This window comes from Allobosea sp. P5_A5, assembly GCF_056400625.1.
On record NZ_JBFUKY010000016.1, the window covers coordinates 1 to 18,049 of the forward strand.

At 65.4% G+C, this 18,049-nt stretch carries 18 protein-coding genes and 1 tRNA gene; 9 read left to right on the top strand and 10 right to left on the bottom strand.

Translation table 11 applies throughout. The annotated features are described in order from the left end of the window. Window positions 1–177 (bottom strand): transposase (locus tag AC1DR6_RS21530; RefSeq protein ID WP_476831038.1); only part of this gene is annotated, 177 nt, incomplete at its 3' end. Between the two features lie 317 nt (window positions 178–494). Here AC1DR6_RS21530 and thrS point away from each other — a divergent pair. The 5 genes from thrS to AC1DR6_RS21555 all read left to right on the top strand — a co-directional run bounded on the left by thrS (window position 495) and on the right by AC1DR6_RS21555 (window position 6,763). Further along, window positions 495–2,501, top strand: a complete 2,007-nt coding sequence (thrS, locus tag AC1DR6_RS21535; RefSeq protein WP_476831321.1) for a threonine--tRNA ligase — start codon at window positions 495–497, stop codon at window positions 2,499–2,501. 102 nt (window positions 2,502–2,603) lie between these two features. Beyond that, a complete protein-coding gene (locus tag AC1DR6_RS21540; protein WP_476831322.1) occupies window positions 2,604–3,896 on the top strand; it encodes a DUF2157 domain-containing protein in 1,293 nt (430 codons plus the stop codon). Then, window positions 3,896–4,507 carry a GDYXXLXY domain-containing protein gene (locus tag AC1DR6_RS21545; protein WP_476831323.1) on the top strand — a complete coding sequence of 204 codons (612 nt, stop codon included), beginning with the start codon at window positions 3,896–3,898 and terminating at the stop codon, window positions 4,505–4,507. The genes AC1DR6_RS21540 and AC1DR6_RS21545 overlap by 1 nt, the downstream gene beginning before the upstream one ends. A gap of 277 nt (window positions 4,508–4,784) precedes the next feature. After that, a complete protein-coding gene (locus AC1DR6_RS21550) occupies window positions 4,785–6,008 on the top strand; it encodes an OpgC family protein (RefSeq protein ID WP_476831324.1) in 1,224 nt (407 codons plus the stop codon). After that, entirely contained in the window at window positions 5,915–6,763 is an 849-nt protein-coding gene (locus tag AC1DR6_RS21555) for an SGNH/GDSL hydrolase family protein (protein WP_476831325.1), read from the top strand. Before AC1DR6_RS21550 ends, AC1DR6_RS21555 begins: the two co-directional genes overlap by 94 nt. A gap of 33 nt (window positions 6,764–6,796) precedes the next feature. On the opposite strand, the gene AC1DR6_RS21560 is transcribed toward AC1DR6_RS21555, so the two are convergent. Further along, a complete protein-coding gene (locus AC1DR6_RS21560) occupies window positions 6,797–7,696 on the bottom strand; it encodes a hypothetical protein (protein ID WP_476831373.1) in 900 nt (299 codons plus the stop codon). Between the two features lie 162 nt (window positions 7,697–7,858). Here AC1DR6_RS21560 and AC1DR6_RS21565 point away from each other — a divergent pair, with 162 nt between their 5' ends. Together AC1DR6_RS21565 and AC1DR6_RS21570 are read left to right on the top strand one after the other, a co-directional pair. Beyond that, complete coding sequence (locus tag AC1DR6_RS21565) at window positions 7,859–8,428, top strand: nitroreductase family protein (RefSeq protein WP_476831326.1); 570 nt, start codon at window positions 7,859–7,861, stop codon at window positions 8,426–8,428. 2 nt (window positions 8,429–8,430) lie between these two features. Beyond that, entirely contained in the window at window positions 8,431–9,039 is a 609-nt protein-coding gene (locus tag AC1DR6_RS21570) for a flavin reductase family protein (RefSeq protein WP_476831327.1), read from the top strand. Window positions 9,040–9,076: 37 nt separating this feature from the next. Here the strand turns inward: AC1DR6_RS21570 and AC1DR6_RS21575 are convergent, their stop codons facing one another. Then, window positions 9,077–9,952 (bottom strand): HpcH/HpaI aldolase/citrate lyase family protein, encoded by an 876-nt coding sequence (locus AC1DR6_RS21575; RefSeq protein ID WP_476831328.1) that lies wholly within the window; start codon window positions 9,950–9,952, stop codon window positions 9,077–9,079. Window positions 9,953–9,956: 4 nt separating this feature from the next. Beyond that, the gene (locus tag AC1DR6_RS21580) at window positions 9,957–10,454 is read right to left on the bottom strand and encodes a MaoC family dehydratase (RefSeq protein ID WP_476831329.1); all 498 of its coding nucleotides are present in this window, start codon (window positions 10,452–10,454) and stop codon (window positions 9,957–9,959) included. 182 nt (window positions 10,455–10,636) lie between these two features. Between AC1DR6_RS21580 and AC1DR6_RS21585 the strand changes: the two genes are divergently transcribed. Both AC1DR6_RS21585 and AC1DR6_RS21590 read left to right on the top strand, forming a co-directional pair. After that, a complete protein-coding gene (locus tag AC1DR6_RS21585) occupies window positions 10,637–11,725 on the top strand; it encodes a lytic transglycosylase domain-containing protein (protein ID WP_476831330.1) in 1,089 nt (362 codons plus the stop codon). After that, window positions 11,722–12,936, top strand: a complete 1,215-nt coding sequence (locus AC1DR6_RS21590) for a DUF2336 domain-containing protein (protein ID WP_476831331.1) — start codon at window positions 11,722–11,724, stop codon at window positions 12,934–12,936. Before AC1DR6_RS21585 ends, AC1DR6_RS21590 begins: the two co-directional genes overlap by 4 nt. A gap of 1 nt (window position 12,937) precedes the next feature. On the opposite strand, the gene AC1DR6_RS21595 is transcribed toward AC1DR6_RS21590, so the two are convergent. The 6 genes from AC1DR6_RS21595 to AC1DR6_RS21620 all read right to left on the bottom strand — a co-directional run bounded on the left by AC1DR6_RS21595 (window position 12,938) and on the right by AC1DR6_RS21620 (window position 17,961). Further along, window positions 12,938–13,711 carry an NAD kinase gene (locus AC1DR6_RS21595; protein WP_476831332.1) on the bottom strand — a complete coding sequence of 258 codons (774 nt, stop codon included), beginning with the start codon at window positions 13,709–13,711 and terminating at the stop codon, window positions 12,938–12,940. A 130-nt stretch (window positions 13,712–13,841) separates the two neighbouring features. Next, window positions 13,842–14,711 (bottom strand): MBL fold metallo-hydrolase, encoded by an 870-nt coding sequence (locus AC1DR6_RS21600; RefSeq protein ID WP_476831333.1) that lies wholly within the window; start codon window positions 14,709–14,711, stop codon window positions 13,842–13,844. A 194-nt stretch (window positions 14,712–14,905) separates the two neighbouring features. Then, entirely contained in the window at window positions 14,906–15,349 is a 444-nt protein-coding gene (locus AC1DR6_RS21605; RefSeq protein ID WP_476831334.1) for a hypothetical protein, read from the bottom strand. A 190-nt stretch (window positions 15,350–15,539) separates the two neighbouring features. Next, window positions 15,540–15,827, bottom strand: a complete 288-nt coding sequence (locus AC1DR6_RS21610; RefSeq protein WP_476831335.1) for a hypothetical protein — start codon at window positions 15,825–15,827, stop codon at window positions 15,540–15,542. 237 nt (window positions 15,828–16,064) lie between these two features. Then, window positions 16,065–16,139 (bottom strand) — tRNA-Thr (locus AC1DR6_RS21615). A 163-nt stretch (window positions 16,140–16,302) separates the two neighbouring features. Beyond that, a complete protein-coding gene (locus tag AC1DR6_RS21620; RefSeq protein WP_476831336.1) occupies window positions 16,303–17,961 on the bottom strand; it encodes an MFS transporter in 1,659 nt (552 codons plus the stop codon). Between the last annotated feature and the right edge of the window lie 88 nt (window positions 17,962–18,049).

The window sequence follows — 18,049 nt, forward strand, 5'->3', positions numbered from 1 at the left end:
GCGCGGCCCGTAATCGGGCGGCGCATCGATCCAGCGCCCGCCTGACTTGAGGACATGGACGATCCCGCTGATCACCCGGCGGTCATCAACACGCGGTTTGCCACGCGTGTCCGTCGGCAAATGCGGTGCGATCCGCGCGAATTGCGCATCCGTGAGCCAGAAACGATCCCGATTCATCCGGGCCTCCTCCGGGAAGCCGTGAATCATACAGAGCCAGCGGTGCCAACCTCTTTATGGGTCCGAGCCCTAGGCGTCATTGCGAGGAGCGTAGCGACGAAGCAATCCAGGAGCGGCAGATCTCTACGACACCTGGATTGCTTCGCTTTGCTCGCAATGACGGCCATGGTTGCGAGAACGATTGCCTCCCTGCCGTCGCTCGTATAGGGCACGGCTTCCTTCAGCCCGCTTCACCGGATACGCGGCCTGACGTGCACTCACCTGTATCCGGTCTGACTTACGGGGTTCGTGTCCCCGAGTGAGCAGGAGCGCGATCGATGACGATTTCCCTGACCTTTCCCGACGGCGCCCAGCGCGAATTTCCCTCCGGCATCACCGGGGCGGATATCGCCAAGGGCATTTCTCCCTCCCTGCTGAAGCGCACGGTCGCGATGGCACTCGACGGCGCGGTCGTCGATCTCGGCGACCCGATCGAGCGGGATTCGAAGATCGAATTCCTCAACCGCGAAGACCCGCGTGCGCTCGAGCTGATCCGCCATGATACGGCGCATGTTCTCGCCGAGGCCGTGCAGGAGTTGTTTCCGGGCACGCAGGTGACGATCGGGCCCGTGATCGAGAACGGGTTCTTCTACGATTTCGCCCGCAACGAGCCGTTCACGCCCGAAGATCTGCCGGTGATCGAGAAGAAGATGCGCGAGATCATCGCGCGCGACAAACCCTTTACCAAGCAGGTCTGGAGCCGCGACAAGGCCAAGGATTTCTTTGCCGGGAAGGGCGAGAACTACAAGGTCGAGCTGGTCGATGCGATCCCGGCAGACCAGTCGCTGAAGATGTATGCGCAAGGCGACTGGATCGACTTGTGCCGCGGGCCGCACATGACCTCGGTTGGCAAAGTCGGCAACGCCTTCAAGCTGATGAAGGTCGCAGGCGCCTATTGGCGTGGCGACAGCAACAACGCGATGCTGACCCGCATCTACGGCACTGCCTTCGCCAAGCAGGAAGAGCTCGACGCCTATCTCAGGCAGATCGAGGAGGCGGAAAAACGCGACCACCGCAAGCTCGGCCGCGAGATGGACCTGTTCCATTTCCAGGAGGAGGGGCCGGGCGTCGTGTTCTGGCACTCCAAGGGCTGGCGGCTCTTCCAGGAGATCCTCTCCTATATGCGGCGCCGTCTGGCGGCCGATTATGAGGAGGTCAATGCGCCGCAGATCCTCGACAAGTCGCTCTGGGAAACCTCGGGCCACTGGGGCTGGTACCAGGACAACATGTTCGCGGTGAAGTCGGCCTCGGCCTTCGAGAACCCGCAGGACAAGGAGCGGGACCACAAGGTCTTCGCGCTGAAGCCGATGAACTGCCCCGGCCATGTCCAGATCTTCAAGCATGGTCTGAAGAGCTACCGCGATCTGCCGATCCGGCTTGCCGAATTCGGCAATGTCCACCGTTACGAGCCGTCCGGCGCGCTGCATGGGCTGATGCGCGTGCGCGGCTTCACGCAGGACGACGCCCACATCTTCTGCACCGAGGACCAGCTTGCTGCCGAGTGCCTGAAGATCAACGACCTGATCCTGTCGGTCTACGAGGATTTCGGCTTCACCGACGACCTCGTCATCAAGCTCTCGACGCGGCCGGAAAAGCGCGTCGGCTCGGATGCCGTCTGGGATCACGCCGAGGCCGTCATGGGCTCGGTTCTGGAGCGGATCGCGGAACAGTCCGGCAACCGGATCAAGACCGAGATCAATCCGGGCGAGGGCGCCTTCTACGGGCCTAAGTTCGAATATGTCCTGCGTGACGCCATCGGCCGCGACTGGCAGTGCGGCACGACGCAGGTTGATTTCAACCTGCCGGAGCGGTTCGGCGCGTTTTATATCGGCGCCGATGGCGAGAAGAAGCAGCCGGTCATGGTCCACCGCGCCATCTGCGGTTCGCTGGAGCGCTTCACCGGCATCCTGATCGAGCATCATGCCGGGCATTTTCCGCTCTGGCTTTCGCCCGAGCAGGTGGTGGTCTGTCCGATCGTCTCGGATGCCGACGCTTATGCCGAGGAGGTGACGGTGGCGTTTCTCTCTGAAGGCCTGCGGGCGAGGGCCGATCTGCGCAACGAGAAGATCTCGTACAAAGTGCGCGAGCACTCGTTGGCCAAGGTCCCTGTCATCCTCGCCGTCGGCAAACGCGAGGCCGAGGAAAAGACAGTGACGATCCGTCGTCTCGGCAGCCAGGCACAGACGGTGATGCCGCTTTCAGAAGCGTTGGCGGCGCTGACCAGCGAGGCGCGGGCTCCCGATCTCGTTCGGAAGGCGGCGGCGAAGGCGAAGGCCGCCGGCTGAAGGGCGGCCTTCTCCTCGCCGGGAGAGGGCGCTCCGGTGCCCTACCTCTGGCTGAAACCCTCTTGTCGCTGAACCCTACTCGGCCATGGCAGATTGCCCGCGATGTTGACTGGCTCCTACCGCAAACGGCTCGAAACCGATCTCATTCGCTGGGTCGGCGAGGGCTTTCTCAGCGCTGACTCCGCCGGGGCGATCCGCCGTGACGTGGCGCGCGAACATGGCGGGTTTCGCCTGCCGGCGCTGCTTGGCCTGTTCGGCGGATTGCTGATCGCGGCCAGCGTCGCAGCCTTCGTCGCGGCGAACTGGGATGCGATCCCGCGCCTGACGAAACTCGGGCTGATCCTCGTCGGTATCGGAGTTGCGTTCTTCGTGGCCTACCGGCTCCAGAGATCGGGTTCGGCCGGCGGAGCCGACGCGGCGTCGACCTGCGGCGTGCTGATCTATGGCGCGGGGCTCGCTTTGGTGGGGCAGATGTATCACCTGCCCCAAGACTGGCCGGGCGGCGCGTTGCTGGTGGCGCTCGGTGCCCTCATTGCGGCGCTGCTGATGCGCTCCAACGGCGCGCTGGCCATCGCCTTCGTGGCGATCTGCGGCTGGAGCGGCGGACGCTGGAGCGAAGCCGAAGCGGGCGGGCATATCGGTTTCCTGTTGCTGTATACGCCGGCGTTGTGGCTCGCGCTGTCGCGGCACAACCGCCTAGTGCATCATCTCGCCGTGCTGGCGGCCGCATTCTGGCTCGGCTTGTTGCCGGGACATTGGTATCTCGCATCGTTCGACTACGGTCTGCTGGCTTATGGCCTGGCCGTCTCGGCTGCTTTCATCGCCATCGGAGCGCTCGCGCTGGATCGTGGTGGGCCGGCAATGCTGACCGCCTGCCTGCCCTGGGGATTGCTCGGCTTCGTCGTCGCCCTGAACGTCGAACTGTTCCGCATTCTCGATACCGATGAGTCGCGGGCCGGCCATGCCTTCCTATTGGTGTTCGAGGCCTATGCCGGAGCTGTGGTGCTGATCTTGGCACTTTCGGTGTTCGCGCGGGAGCGACGCTTCGCCTGGCCATCGGCGGTCGGCCTGATGTTGGCTTTGCTGGTGCCAGGCGTTTTCTGGAGCGGGCTCGTCACCGGCATCGTCGGAAAAATCCTCGTCGCCAGTCTGATCCTGGCTTCAGCGATGGCGTTCGTGGTCGCTGGTGCTGCCGGCGGCGTGAGACGCTTCCTCATGGCGGGCTCGCTTCTGTTCGGCGTCGCGATCCTCGTTCTGCTGTGGCGGACGATCGGCACGTTGCTCGACCAATCGCTGTTTTTTCTGGTCGCGGGCGCGGCGCTGATCGCGATCGCATCGGGCGCGCGGCGGCTGTTCGCGCGGCTCAATCCGCGGCCATCGGCGGAGGGCGTGTGATGCGGCCGCTTTCGCTCGATGGCCTCGGTGCGCGCATCCCGTTCGCCTGGCGAACGGCCGGGACTGTCGCGTTGCTATGCCTTGCTCTGCTTGCGCTGGTCCAACAGCGGGCCAGCATCCTGAAAGATGGTACGGAGGTGCGGCTGCGGACTGTGCCGGTCGATCCGCGAGACCTGTTCCGGGGCGACTACGTCGTCTTCGCCTACGAGATCGGTACTGTCGATGCCGGCGGCAACCATAGCTTCGGGCCGGGCCAGCAGGTCTATGTCACATTAAAGCCCGGCGCCGACGGTTTCGCGCGGGCCGATGGCATCTCGCCGACGAAGCCGGAGGTCTCTGCCGGGGCGATCGTGATCGCCGGGCGGGTGCTTTCCGCCAGCGCCTGCGCGTGGACCGCGGACGGCGACTTCGATTGCGCATCCGGCCGCCGGCGGATCCGCATTGCCTATGGCATCGAAAGCTACTTCGTCCCGCAGGGCGAAGGCCTCGCCATCGAACGCACGGACAAGGCCCGTATCGAAGTGGTCGCGGCCGTCTCGGCATCAGGGGAAGCCGCGATCAAGCGGTTGCTGATCGACGGCAAGCCGCTTTACGCGGAGCCGCCTTACTGACCGGGGGCTAGGTCCAGTTCGTCCGAGCCGATCGCATCACATTCTCGCGGCTGCACTGGCTGGCGTGTCATGTGGCCTTCCCGGGAATGTCGCAATCGCCGGGCATCTCAACACGCGCTTGTGACGCACCGGAAAGGTGACGTTAAGCATGAAGCGGCATATGAATGGCAGATGAACGAAGCAGGCAGGTTTCGTTCAGCTTGGGCGGTCCGTGGCGGAACACCTTATCCGACCGGCCGTTCCAGTTCGCGAACCATTCTTCGAGGACATCGCATCCGTGTCGGCCGCCCCGTCATTCCAGCGCTTCCTGCTAGGCGGCTCGGCCGTCGGCGGAGCCGTGGCCGGCAAGCCGGCTCGTGATGCGCGGATCGACGTGATCCGTGGGCTTTGCCTGCTGATCATTTTCATCGACCACATGCCGGGCAATATCGTCGCGGCTTACATGCCGCATAATTTCGGTTTCTCCGACGCAGCCGACATCTTCGTCCTGCTGGCGGGCGTCTCGGCGACACTGGCCTATGGCAGTCTGATCGAGCAACGCGGGCTGGCGATCGCCGCGCTGAAGCTCGGGGCGCGGCTTTGGACGCTCTACATCGCGCATATCGCCGTCTTCATCATCGTCTGCGGAGTGATTGCCGCGGCGGTGACGCATACGCAAAATCCGCTCTATATCGAGATCATCAACGTCCAGCCCTTCTTCCGCGACACCATCGAGGCCTTGCTGGGAGCGCTGACGCTGACCTATCAGCCGTCCTATCTCGACATCCTGCCGCTCTACATCGTCCTGCTGGCGGTGTTCCCTGCTGTTTATTACGCTGTGCGGTTCAGCCCGCTGCTGGCGCTTGCCGCCTCGTTGGCGATCTGGCAGGGCGCGCTCGCCTTCGATCTCAACCTGCCGAATTCCGGCGGCGTGTGGTTCTTCAATCCCTTTGCCTGGCAGGTCATCTTCGTGATGGGCGTCGTCCTGGGGCGTTGCAACCAGCTGGGCATCGCCGCGCCGCGCCTTCGGTGGCTGGACGCTCTCGCGGTCGGGTTCCTCGCCTTTGGCTGGTACGCGAAAGTCGAGCCCGGCAACCCAACGGGCATCGCGGCGCTGACCGACTGGTTCGACTCGGTCCAGCTCGGGACCGACAAGACCAATCTGGCCTGGGGCCGGCTTGCCCATATCGGTGCACTGGCCTGGCTGGCCGTTCGCTGGCTTCCCTCCGGTGGCGCGTTGGCTCGCTCCGCCATCGGTCGCGTTCTCGCCAAGACGGGGCAGAACTCGCTTCATGTCTTCTGTATCGGCATCGTTCTTGCTGTCGTCGGCCAAGTGCTGCTCACCGAAACTTCGTTCGATCTCGGCACTCAGTTGGCGGTTTGCGCCGGCGGCGTTACGATCTCCGCCGGGCTAGGGGTTTTCCTGTCGTGGTACCGCACGATCATCAGTCGCACGGCCGGCGCGCGGACAGTCTCCGAGCGTGGCTCGGCTGCGTCGTCCTCCTCGCTTTCGCCGGGCTGAGCAGCACGGCGGTCGCAGCCCCGGCAGCGCCCTTCGCGGGCGCCGATGCGCGCTGCCGTGCCGGCGTTGCCCAGCAGCCTTTCCTGCCGGGTCTCCCGGCCGCACGACGGGCGCTGCAGGAAACCGGCAAGCTCGTTATCGTCGCGCTGGGATCCTCGACAACGGCCGGCTCCGGCGCCAGCACCGAGGACAAGAGCTATCCGGCCGTCCTGCAAAGCGAGCTGCGACGTCGTTTGCCCGGCGCGGATGTGCGCGTGGTGAACAAGGGCGTCGGCGGGCAGTCGGCCTATGACATGCTTTTGCGGATGGACAGCGACGTGATCGAGGAAAAGCCCTCGATCCTGATCTGGCAGACGGTCATCAACGATGCCATCCGCGACATCGGCGAGGAGAAGCTCGCTAAGATCCTCCGCAAGGGCATCGTCAAGGCGAGGGATGCCGGCATCGACATGGTGCTGATGGATCTTCCCTGGCTGCCACGCGAGGGGCGCTATCCGCATTACGACGATTATCGCGGCGTGCTCGCCAGGATCGCGCAGGATCAGAACGTCGCGCTGTTTCCGCGCTACGCCATGATGAAGGGCTGGTCGCGCTCGAACCAGTTCAGTGCCGAGGAACTCGTCGGCATGGACGGCCTGCATCTGGTCGATGGCGGCTATCGTTGCCTCGCGCTGCGCGTGGCGGACGGTATCGCGGCGGCGCTGGCCGATGTCCGGATCGATACCGTCGGTAAGGCGCCCGAGGTCACCGAATAGGTGCCAGAGGTCACCGAATAGGCCGCTGCCGCGCTACTTGGCCGTCACCTCGATATCGCGATCGGCGCCCGATTCGACCTTGAAGTCACGCGAGTAGACCTGCCCCTCCTGGCGAGCGATCAGGACATAGTCGCCCTCGGCCAGGATAACCTGCGGGAAGGCGCCGATGGCCTCGCGGATCACGTCGCCGCCCGGCGTCAGGACGCTGAAGGCGGTGCCTGCGAAGGCCTCGCCACCGGCCGATGCGACGAGCTTCAACGTCACCTTGGCCGCGCGATGGTGCAGGATTGCGTCGGTCACCTTGCCCGTCTCGATACGGACGTCGGCGCGCTGGATCGCGTTCGAATCGCCGTAGGTCGACACCACATGGTAGGTGCCTTCCGGCAAGCGGACGAGTTCGCCCGCCTTGGCATCGCGCGTCACCAGCCGGCCCTCGGAGTTGCCCTGCAGCGGCACGAAGACCTGGAACGACAACTGGTTGGCGGGAATCGGCGCATCGCCGATCGAACCGCCCAAGGTCAGGGCGCCTGCGCTGATCTGGACCTGATCGCGCAAGGCCTGCGCGCCGAGGCTGATGCGCTTCGTGCCGCTGGCGAAGCCATAGGCCGCATGCACGATATAGCTGCCGGGTGGCAGCGAGACGTTGGCCTCCGGGTCGTTCGAGCGCGCGACGATCTTCGGCGGCGAGCCATCGGACGTTTCGCTCAGCACACGCCAGACGAGACCGGAGCGGATCGCCTTGCGATCGCTGGCGAACTGGGCCGACATGGTCAGCCGCGTCAGGTTTTCCGGGGCCGGAGGCGGCGCCTGCGTTGTCGCCGGACTGCGAGGCGGAGCCGATTCCAGAGCCGGGGCCTGAGCTTGCGCTGGCGGCGTCGCGATCGTTGCGGGCGCCTGCGCCGCGCCCAGGCTCGGCGACAACAGGATGGTCATCAGGGCGATCGCGCCAGCGGCACGCCGGCCAGCTTGAAACCGATCCAGTTCAAACATGCGTCTCGTCCTCGGCGCCCTTGCGGTCAGGTCTGAGCAGGCTTGCTTGTTCTTATCAAGGCGAGTGCCTAGTTCTGAACCGATCCTCACCGCCTGGACCTCTCCATGACCGATACGATCTCCCTGCTCAAGCAGCGCCGCTCGGTGCCGCCGCAATTTCTGACCGCGCCCGGCCCGGAGGGCGTTCAACTCGACGAGTTGCTGGCGATCGCCGCGCGGGTGCCCGACCATGGCAAGCTGGCGCCCTGGCGGTTCATCGTTTTCAAAGGCGAGGCGCGCGACGGGGCTGCCGATGTGGTGGCGCGTGTGTTCCGCGAGCGCAATCCGCAGGCAAGCGACGATCAGGTGGAGTTCGAGCGCAAGCGGCTCACCCATGCGCCGGTGATCGTCGCGGTGGTCTCGCGCGCTCGCGAGCATGCCAAAATCCCGCTCTGGGAGCAGGAATTGTCAGCCGGCGCGGTCTGCATGACGATGCTGACCGCTGCCCACGCCATGGGCTACGCCGGCTCGTGGCTGACCAACTGGTTCTCGTTCGACCGAACCGTGCTGGGCGAATTCGGCGTCGGAGCAGACGAGCGTATCGCCGGCTTCATCCATATTGGCACGCCGACGGCACCGATCACAGATCGCGAGCGGCCGGTCATGGCTGACATCGTCAGCTATTACGGAGACTGAAGATGACCTGCTATTCCGCGACGAAGGACGATCTCGGCTTCGCTCACGACCCGTTCAAGGCGATCGTCGCGCCACGGCCGATCGGCTGGATCACGGCGCTCAGCGCCAAGGGTGAGGTCAATCTCTCGCCCTACAGCTTCTTCAATGCGATCTCGTCGCGGCCCAACATCGTCATGTTCTCCTCGGAAAACAAAAAGGACGCGGTGACATTCATCGAGGAGACCGGCGAGTTCACCTGCTCGCTGGTGTCCGGTGCGCTGATGCAGGCGATGAATGCGACCTCGGCACCTCTGCCGCGTGGACAAAGCGAATATCCACATGCGGTGCTCAAGATGACGCCGTCGCGCTTCGTCAAGCCGCCGCGTGTCGCGGGGACGCCGGCCGCGCTGGAATGCAAGCTGCTTTCGGTGCAGCAGTTGCGCGATCTAGACGGCAACGATGTGCCGCGCTGGTTCGTCCTGGGTCAGGTCGTGGGGACCTTCATCGACGACGCTTTCGTCAAGGATGGGCGCTTCGACACGGCGGGAGCAAACCCGATCGCACGCTGCGGCTATGCCGATTACGCGGAAGTCACGAGTGTGTTCTCGCTGCAGCGGCCACCTGGCGGGTAGGCGCCGCCGGTTTTCAACGGCCTCGCCCCCCGGTGCGTCATTTGAGGGTTTCGGCCCGGGCGACAAGCCGCTCCGCCTTTTTCAAATGCGGACGGTCCAGCATTTCGCCGTCGAGGCCGATGACGCCGACGCCGGGGTTCGCGGCGAACAGCGCGATGATCTGCTGCGCCTTGGCGAGCGCTTCGGGGGATGGGGCGAAGATTTCGTTGATCGAGCCGATCTGCGCCGGGTGGATCGCCAGCTTGCCGGTGTAACCGTCCCGCCGCGACGCCTGGCACTCTGCACGGAAGCCGGCTTCGTCCCGGAAATTGGTGAAGACGGTGTCGATCGCGTCGACCTGCGCGGCGCTGGCGGCGAAAAGCGTCAGCGCACGGGCAAGCCGATACGGATCGGTATAGGTGCCATCCTCAAGCCGGTTCGTCTCGGCGCCAAGTTCAGCGGAGAGGTCTTCCGCGCCCCATGTCAGCGCCATCAGCCGGTGCGACGAGCGGGCATAGGTTCCAAGACCGAAGATGCCTTTGCCGGTCTCTGTCGCGATCGGCAGGATGCGTGTCCCGCCGTCAGGAAGGTCGGCCTCGGCTTCGCGCACCGCGATCTTGGCCGCGAGGTGGCCGACATCGACGCCGCCCTCCGCCTTCGGCAGCATGATGGCATCCGGCGCGCCCGGCATCACCGCGTCCAGATCGGCATCGCTGAGGCCGCTGGACAGGGCATTGATGCGGACGATCAGGAGAGGGCGTTTCGTCAGGGTTTGCGTCGCGCTCAGAAAGTCGCGCGTGATCTCGCGCGCCTGCGGCTTGGCCTCGAGCGCGACCGAATCCTCGAGGTCTAGGATCAGGGCGTCGGCCCCGCTCTCCAGCGCTTTCTGTAGCTTCCTCGGGCTGTCGCCCGGCACGAACAGGAGGGAGCGCATGGGCTCAGACCGCGATCGTGGCGGAGGCGGGCCGCTTGCGCATGAAGGCCTGGCGGCGGCATTGCGCGACCAGCGTGCCGTCCTGCTTGTAGGCCTTGTGCAGGAAGTCGACGATCCCCGCATCGGGGCGCGAGCGCGACTCGCGCTTGGCCGCGATTTCCGTGGTGCAATTGATCGTGTCGCCTTCGAACAGCGGCGCGGGGAAGGCCACATCGGTCATGCCGAGATTGCCGATCGTGGTGCCGACCGTCGTGTCGTTGACGGAAATCCCGATCATCAGGCCGAGCGTGAAAAGCGAGTTCATCAGAGGCCTGCCCCATTCGGTTTCGGTCGCGCAGAAATGGGCGTCGATATGAAGCGGCTGCGGGTTCAGCGTCATGTTGGAGAACAGCATGTTGTCCATCTGCGTGACGGTTCGCGTCAGCCCGTGCTCGATCACGGAGCCGACCTGGAAATCGTCGTAATAGATCCCGCCGCGCTTGTGGCGCATCGCCTCGGCCATCGGATTCCTCCAGAGCTGTCGGAATGAGCCGACGATCGATTCCTAGAGCGGTGACGTCCCGGAGGAAAGCGGCGCGATTGCGGAAGCGCCGAGCGTGGCATCCTTAACGCTTCGCTTACCATAATCGTCGAGGTTCGAGGTGCACTTCCGCAGCGTCGCGGCGAGTCGCGTCCGAGAGCCCGATGTTCCTGTTCACCACGCCGCAAAGCCGCGAGACGACGCAGCCGGTCAACCCGGTGGTGAGCGCCATCCGCGACGGCGCGCAGAAGACCGGCGCTGGCTTCGACTATCTGCTGAAGACCGCGCAACGGGAATCGGCGCTCGCCCCGGAAGCGAAGGCCAAGACATCGAGCGCCACCGGCCTCTTCCAATTCATCGAGCAGACCTGGCTCTCTATGGTGAAGCAGGAGGGGCCGAAGCAGGGCATGCAGGGCTATGCCGATGCGATCAGCGATACCGGCGGGCGGCTGACGGTTTCGGACCCTGCCATGCGCGACAAAATTCTCCAGCTGCGCAACGATCCGCAGGTTGCCGCCGTGATGGCGGGCGCGCTGACCCAGAAAAACCGCGACCAGCTCGCCAGTTCGCTTGGGCGCCAGCCGCAGGCGGGTGAGCTTTACATGGCGCATGTGCTGGGATCACGGGGCGCTTCCGACCTGATCAAGGCGGCCGATAGCGACCCGACCCGTATCGCGGCCCGGGATTTTCCCGACGCCGCCGCCGCCAATCGCGGCATTTTCTACGACAAGGCCGGCAGCGCGCGAACCGTGCAGCAGGTCTACGGCATCCTTTCCGCCAGCCACGCCAATACGCAGGTCGCGGCGACCGCCGCCACGGCCTCCCAGGCCGGCGCCACGACTAACAGCGACGCCGATATGCCGGTGACCGAGATCGCCGCCGCGTTGCGGCCCGGCCGGGCGAAGGGGCTCATCGGCCTGTTCTCGACCGGCGGCTCGAGAGAGCCGGTCTCGAAGGCTGTGGCGAATCTCTGGACGACGCCCGCTGCCGGCGGAACGCGGCTTGCCTCGCTCGACGCTGCGGACCGCTACTTCCCGCGCATCAAAAGCGATGCGGCGGGCGATGCTTCATCGTCCGGAACGGCGCCGCCGGCTGCCGTCGCCAACGCGCCACTTCCGCCGTCCCGCCCCGCCGAGCTCGCGCTGCCGATGGGCGCGGCCAGCCCATCCGCCGCAGCCGCCCAACCCGGCGGCCGCGCACGCCGCGCGCCGCTCGACCTGTCTTCCTTCATGATCCAGCGGAGCGGGGCATGATCGTTCGCCGCTTCCTGCTCTGGGCCCGGACCGCGCCTGCGGAAGCGCGCGCTGCGGGCGCCGCCGCGCTCGCCGGAGCCTATCTGCGCTCCGGCATGTCGGACGAGGACCGGCGCGAGGCCGAGACCGCGCTCATCGCGCTCATCGACGATCCTTCGCCCAGCGTGCGTCGCGCGATCGCGGAGGAGGTGGCAACATCGGCCCGCACGCCGCGCAATCTGGCTCTCGGCCTGATCGCGGAGCAGGGCGATGTCGCGGCGCTGATGCTGGCGCATTCGCCGGTGCTGAGCGAGGCCGATCTGGTCGATGCGGCTGCCGTGGGCGATGTTCTGGCACAACGGGCGATCGCGATGCGCCGCTGTCTCCCGGCAAGCGTCGCCGCCGCGCTGGCCGAGGTCGGCTGCGAGGAGGCATTGGTGACGCTGGCGGGCAATCGCACCGCCGATATTCCGGATTTCTCTTTCGAGCGCATGATGGAGCGCTGCGGAGACGATGGCGCGTTGCGCGAAGCTTTGCTCGAACGCACGGACCTGCCGTGCGGGTTGAGGCAGGCCATCGCGGCCCGCGTGTCCGATACGCTGGCACAGTTCGTCTCCGGTTGCGGCTGGCTGACGCCGGAGCGCAGCGCGAGGCTGGCGCGCGAGTCGACCGAGCGCGTGGCGGTCGCCCTTGCGGCCGGCGGGCACGCCAGCGATGCGCCCTCCATCGTCGAGGTTCTGCGCGAAACCGGTCGGCTGACGCCGGGATTGATGCTGCGCTCGCTGCTGAGCGGCGAGCCTGCGCTGGCGGAGGCGGCTTTCGTGACCCTTTCAGATCTGCCGCGGCCACGGGTTGCGGCCATCCTGCGAGATCGCAGGGGGGGCGGTTTGCGCGCGCTGTGCCGCAGATCCGGCTTGCCGGCGGGGCTGGAGCCCGCTTTCACCGCGGCGATCCTGGCTCTCAATGCGCGGGGCTTCGACTGCACCGGGAAGCGCGTGGGTCTTGATCGCGGGCTGCTCGGTGCGGTCATGCTGGCCTGCGATGCAGCCGAGGGCCCGGAGGCCGAGGCGCTGATGGCCCTGCTGCGTCGCATGGATTCGGAGGCCGCACGCGAAGAAGCCAAACACATGGCGGATTCGCTGGCGGACGATGCAGCGCTCGCTTTGCTGGTCGAGGCCGATCCCAGCTTCCTCCTGGAGCTTGCCGGCGGCGATCTGCGCGCCGCCGCCTGAGTCAATAGCCGAACTGCTCGCGCAGGATGCGCTCGTCCAGGCTGTGGCCGGGGTCGTGAAGCATGACGAGTTCGACCGTGCGATCGATCTCGATCGAAACCGTGGCGACATCGTCGATCTGCGTGTGGTCGGCAACCGCGCTGACGGGCCGCTTATCGGCTTCCAGAACCTCGATCGTCACCTTGGCGTGGTCCGGGAGCAAGGCTCCGCGCCAGCGCCGTGGCCGGAAGGCCGAGATCGGCGTCAGCGCCAGCAGTGGCGCGTCCAGCGGCAGGATAGGGCCGTTCGCCGAGAGATTATACGCCGTAGAGCCTGCTGGGGTCGCCAGAAGCACGCCATCGGCGATGAGTTCGGTCAGACGCACCTGGCCGTCGACGGCGATGCGGAGTTTGGCTGCCTGATAGGAGCGGCGCAGCAGCGAAACCTCGTTGATCGCCTTGGCTTCGATGTGCCCGCCCTGCCGATCGACGGCGTGCATCGACAAAGGGTGGACGACGCTGCGCTCGGCCGCGTTGAGCCGCCTTCGCAGACCGCGCTCCTTGAACTCGTTCATCAGGAACCCGACCGAGCCGCGGTTCATGCCGTAGATCGGCGTGCCGGTGCCGAGAAAGCGATGCAGCGTCTGCAACATCAGCCCGTCGCCCCCAAGAGCCACGATGACATCCGCGTCCGCCGGCGCGACATCGCCATAGCGCTCGACCAGTTTTTCAAGCGCGGCCAGCGCTTCGGGCGTGTCGCTGGCGACGAAGGCAATCGCGCCGAATCGCTCGGTCATCGTCGTTCCTGCAAAGGCCTCGGCATCCTGCCTGCAGTTCCGCTTAACATGTCGGGGCCGAGGGCGGCGATACCGGACAAAGAAAAAGGCCGGGCGAACCCGGCCTTTCACAATGGCTCGGGCGCGAGCCTTAGATCGCAGGCGTCCACTGGACCGGCACCATCTCAAATCCCTTGCCGTCTTTGGCGATGTGGCCGGTGGCCGGGAAGGGCGCGTGATAGAAGGCGACCTGCATGCGGTCGGCCGAGACCATATCGAGCAGCTTGCGGCGCGTCGTCACGGCCTGGGCCGCATCCATGTCGAACACCGCCGACCAATCCGGATTGCGCACGAAGAGCGCCGGGTGGTTGGTGGTGTCGGACATGATCATCATGCGGTCGTTTCCGGATGACAGCGCAAAGACCATGTGACCCGGCGTATGCCCCGGCGCGGCGATCGGCGTGATGCCCGGCAGCAGTTCCTTACCCGGCTCGAACTGCTTCACGTCCTTGGCGATGGGGCCGAACACGCGGCGTACGCCAGCGAAGGCGCCTTTCATGGCGTCGGGCGCGGCATTCATCTTGGCATCGTCCATCCAGAACGCCCATTCCGCCGCCGGCACCATCACCTCGGCATTCGTAAACGGGCTGTTTCCGTCCTTCAGCCGGAAGCCGTTGATGTGGTCGCCGTGAAAATGGCTGAAGACGACCGTCGAGACGTCCTTGGGGTCGAAGCCAGCAGCCTTGAAGTTGGCCATCCAGGTGCCGGAGGTCGGCGCGCCGGAATCGCCGTTGCCGGTGTCGATGAGCGTCAGTTTGCCGCCATGCTGAATGGCCAGGGTCGTAAAGGTGATGTTGAGCGCATCATCGGGGAGGAAGGCGTCCGCCATGGCCTTCTTCACATCGGCCAGTTCGGCGTTCTTGACGAAGCCCTCGAGCGGGCGCTTGCCGAACCCGTCGTTCAGCGCGGTCAACGTGATGTCGCCGACCTTGTAGCGGTAGAATCCTGGTGCCTGGTTCACGGTTGCTCCTGGGGGCTGGGCCCGCTGCGCCTGGGCCGAGGACGAAATCCCGAGATCCAATGTCGTGCTGGCGGCAAGCGCGCCTGCACCGGCCATAACGGTCCGTCGCGTCAAATTCATGCGTTGAACGGCCTTGTCGATCACGAGATTCTCCTTTGCTTTCGCGGCGGAGCCTAGCGGGACACAGCCTGCGTTCAACCTCCGCCGCTGCTTGAAGGGTCAAGTTTGCGTGAGGTCGCGGCAGCGGGGTGCGTGCTGCCGGCGAAGGCGCGGAGCATCGCGGCGCACAGCGCGAGCGATCCCACGACGCCCTGGCCGGAGCATTCCGCCACGAGGGCCTGGAACAGCAGCGCCTCCTCGCTGACAAGACATTGCAGGCTCCAGTTCCAGCCCGGCGCCTTCTCCCGGAGCAGCGAGACCGCGACATCGATATCGGCGCTGACGGTACCGAGCGTCTTCCAGAAATTGCCTTGCTGATAGATGCCGCCGGCCGGGGTGCGCTTCGAGACGAGCCGCGCCGGCTTGCGCCTGACGGTGAAGCCGAGCGCCTCGTAAATCTCCGCGTCAAGCTCGCGGTCTGGCTTCTCGGAGGCCTCGCAACGTTCGGCCAAACTCAGCAGGTCGGTTTGTGTCGTCATTCGCTCGTGGGACAATGCCGTCGGATCGATCGCCGCTCGGAACGTAGCGCGGATCAACTGTCCGTCGCCAGTCGGCAAAACCTCAGGGAAGGGCAAGCGCCTGCCGCCACCAGAATACGGCTACGCCTCTGGGCACTTCGTTCCGATCGCCCCCATTCGAAAATATCGGCCGCCTGCCGGCGCTGTCAGGCTAATCGTGAAGGGAATCGGCTTCCTTGCAGCGGTATCCGACGAAGCAGGCTTGCGAATCCGCACTGGGAACCCAGGCCGGCTCGGTGAACTCGGCGACTTCGCAGAAGGAGCGGTCACGTACGAAGCGGTCATAGGTGTATCCACCGGTGCCGAGCACGACGGCCCCGCCACGGGCGACGTCCTGCTGGCTCGCGGTGCAGGCCCTGTTGGTCGTCGACATTCGCGCCTGCGCGACCGCGAGATCGGCGGACGCCAAGAACATCAACACGAGAACCACGCGTTTCATAAGACACCTCCGTCGTGATGCTGCAAACGATCGGATCGAGGCGATCGTTCCCGGCCGGTCAATTCCGTTCAGCACTGCACAGATCCGAGCGATCCCGATCGGGTATCGGACTTCGTTCAGTCTCGGCGTCGAGAGGTGGAGGCAGAACCCCGGCTCAGTCCCTCAAATCGCCTCATCGCGGGGGGGCCGGGTGCGTCGTCGGCCGGGTAACCAGCCGATCGCGCAGGTCTTGGGAAATGGTGCCGGCGGAGAGGATTGAACTCCCGACCTTCGGTTTACAAAACCGCTGCACTACCGCTGTGCTACGCCGGCCACGGTATCCGGCGCGAGCCGGGCAAGTCGAGCCGCATCGAAGCGCGACATGCGAGCGTGCGGTTACCAGCGCGGCAGGCCGAGGGCAAGCTTCCGCGATGAGCCGCAACGAAAAACCCCGCCCTTACGGGCGGGGTTTCCATCGCTGCGATCGCTTGGACGATCACTCCAGGATGTCGCGGTTCTTGGTTTCCGGCAGGAAGAGCAAGCCGATCACGAAGGTGCCGAGCGCCACGATGATCGGATACCAGAGGCCGGAGAAGATGTTGCCGCTGGCTGCCACGATGGCGAAGGCCGTCGGGGGCAGGAAGCCGCCGAACCAGCCATTGCCGATGTGATAGGGCAGCGACATGCCGGAGTAGCGGATGCGGGTCGGGAAGAGCTCGACCAGCAGGGCTGCGATCGGGCCGTAGACCATCGTGACGAAGAGCACGAGGATGAACAGGATACCGATCGCCTTCAGCGCACGACTATCGCTCAGGGTCTGCCCGAAGGATGGCGTCTTCAGGATGGTGGCGTCGCCCGCCTTGGGGTAGCCGGCAGCTTGCGCCGCGGCCACGACTTCCGCCGTACCGGCAGGAGCATCCGCGCCATTGATCGTGGCCTTGAGCGGAGAGCCCGCCGGGCCGGACACCAGATCATAATGGATCGAGTTGGTGGCCAGGGCACGACGCACGACGTCGCAGGGCTTGGTGAAGGTCCGCACGCCGACCGGGTCGAAGAGCGTGCCGCATTCCGCCGGATCGGCCGTAAGGACGAGCTTCACGGTCTCGGTCGCCGAAATCAGCTTCGGGTTCACCGTGGTCGCGAGCATCGTGAACAGCGGGAAATAGGTCAGCGCCGCGATCAGGCAGCCTGCCAGCAGGATCGGCTTGCGGCCGATCTTGTCCGAAAGCCAGCCGAAGAGAACGAAGAACGGCGTGCCCAGCAGCAGCGCGACCGCGATGACGATGTTGGCGGTCGTGCCGTCCATCTTCAGCGTCTGCGTCAGGAAGAACAGGGCGTAGAACTGCCCGGTGTACCAGACGACGGCCTGGCCGGCGGTGCCGCCGAACAGCGCGATGAGGCCGATCTTGGCATTCGCCCAGTTGCCGAAAGCTTCCTTCAGCGGAGCCTTGGATTGCGTGCCTTCTTCCTTCATGCGCAGGAAGGCCGGCGATTCGGAGAGCTGGAGACGAATCCAGATCGAGAAGCCGAGCAGGATGATCGAAAGCAGGAACGGCACGCGCCAGCCCCAGGCGGCGAAGGCCTCCGGCGTCATGCTGAGCCGCAGGACCAGGATGACGATCAGCGACAGAAACAGGCCAACCGTCGCGGTCGTCTGAATCCAGGACGTGTAGAAGCCACGCCGGCCCATCGGGGCATGCTCGGCGACATAGGTCGCAGCACCGCCATATTCGCCACCAAGCGCGAGGCCCTGCAGCAAGCGACACGCAATGAAGATAGCTGGTGCCGCATAGCCGATGGTCTGGAAGCTCGGCAGCAGGCCGACTAGGAAGGTCGAAATGCCCATCACCACCATGGTGACGAGGAAGGTGTACTTGCGGCCGATCATGTCGCCGAGCCGACCAAAGAACAGCGCGCCGAAGGGGCGGACGGCAAAACCGGCAGCGAAGCCGAACAGCACGAAGATGAACTTCGCCGTGTCGTTATCGCCGGGCACGAAGGTCTGGGCGATGTTGGCGGCGAGCGAACCCGCCAAGTAGAAGTCATACCATTCGAAGACCGTGCCGGCCGACGATGCGATGATGACCTTGCGCTCTTCCCGGGTCATCGGGCGCGGCGCTGCGTGCGCTCCCGCAGTGTGAGATGCCATGCTCATGGCGTTTATGCTCCCCTCGTGACATTCCGAAACCCCGCGCGGCGTGTTCTGTCGACACGGTGACGCGCTGCCCGAGCGATTCAGGTCG

Bases quoted from the DNA above. Each gene is read 5' to 3' on its own strand.
- AC1DR6_RS21580 (WP_476831329.1), bottom strand. From the start codon at position 10,454: ATGGCCGAGGCGATGCGCCACAAGCGCGGCGGGATCTATTACGACGAT.
- AC1DR6_RS21620 (WP_476831336.1), bottom strand. From the start codon at position 17,961: ATGAGCATGGCATCTCACACTGCGGGAGCGCACGCAGCGCCGCGCCCG.
- AC1DR6_RS21610 (WP_476831335.1), bottom strand. From the start codon at position 15,827: ATGAAACGCGTGGTTCTCGTGTTGATGTTCTTGGCGTCCGCCGATCTC.
- AC1DR6_RS21565 (WP_476831326.1), top strand. From the start codon at position 7,859: ATGACCGATACGATCTCCCTGCTCAAGCAGCGCCGCTCGGTGCCGCCG.
- thrS (WP_476831321.1), top strand. From the start codon at position 495: ATGACGATTTCCCTGACCTTTCCCGACGGCGCCCAGCGCGAATTTCCC.
- AC1DR6_RS21560 (WP_476831373.1), bottom strand. From the start codon at position 7,696: ATGACCATCCTGTTGTCGCCGAGCCTGGGCGCGGCGCAGGCGCCCGCA.
- AC1DR6_RS21605 (WP_476831334.1), bottom strand. From the start codon at position 15,349: ATGACGACACAAACCGACCTGCTGAGTTTGGCCGAACGTTGCGAGGCC.
- AC1DR6_RS21575 (WP_476831328.1), bottom strand. From the start codon at position 9,952: ATGCGCTCCCTCCTGTTCGTGCCGGGCGACAGCCCGAGGAAGCTACAG.
- AC1DR6_RS21595 (WP_476831332.1), bottom strand. From the start codon at position 13,711: ATGACCGAGCGATTCGGCGCGATTGCCTTCGTCGCCAGCGACACGCCC.
- AC1DR6_RS21590 (WP_476831331.1), top strand. From the start codon at position 11,722: ATGATCGTTCGCCGCTTCCTGCTCTGGGCCCGGACCGCGCCTGCGGAA.
- AC1DR6_RS21545 (WP_476831323.1), top strand. From the start codon at position 3,896: ATGCGGCCGCTTTCGCTCGATGGCCTCGGTGCGCGCATCCCGTTCGCC.
- AC1DR6_RS21540 (WP_476831322.1), top strand. From the start codon at position 2,604: ATGTTGACTGGCTCCTACCGCAAACGGCTCGAAACCGATCTCATTCGC.
- AC1DR6_RS21570 (WP_476831327.1), top strand. From the start codon at position 8,431: ATGACCTGCTATTCCGCGACGAAGGACGATCTCGGCTTCGCTCACGAC.
- AC1DR6_RS21585 (WP_476831330.1), top strand. From the start codon at position 10,637: ATGTTCCTGTTCACCACGCCGCAAAGCCGCGAGACGACGCAGCCGGTC.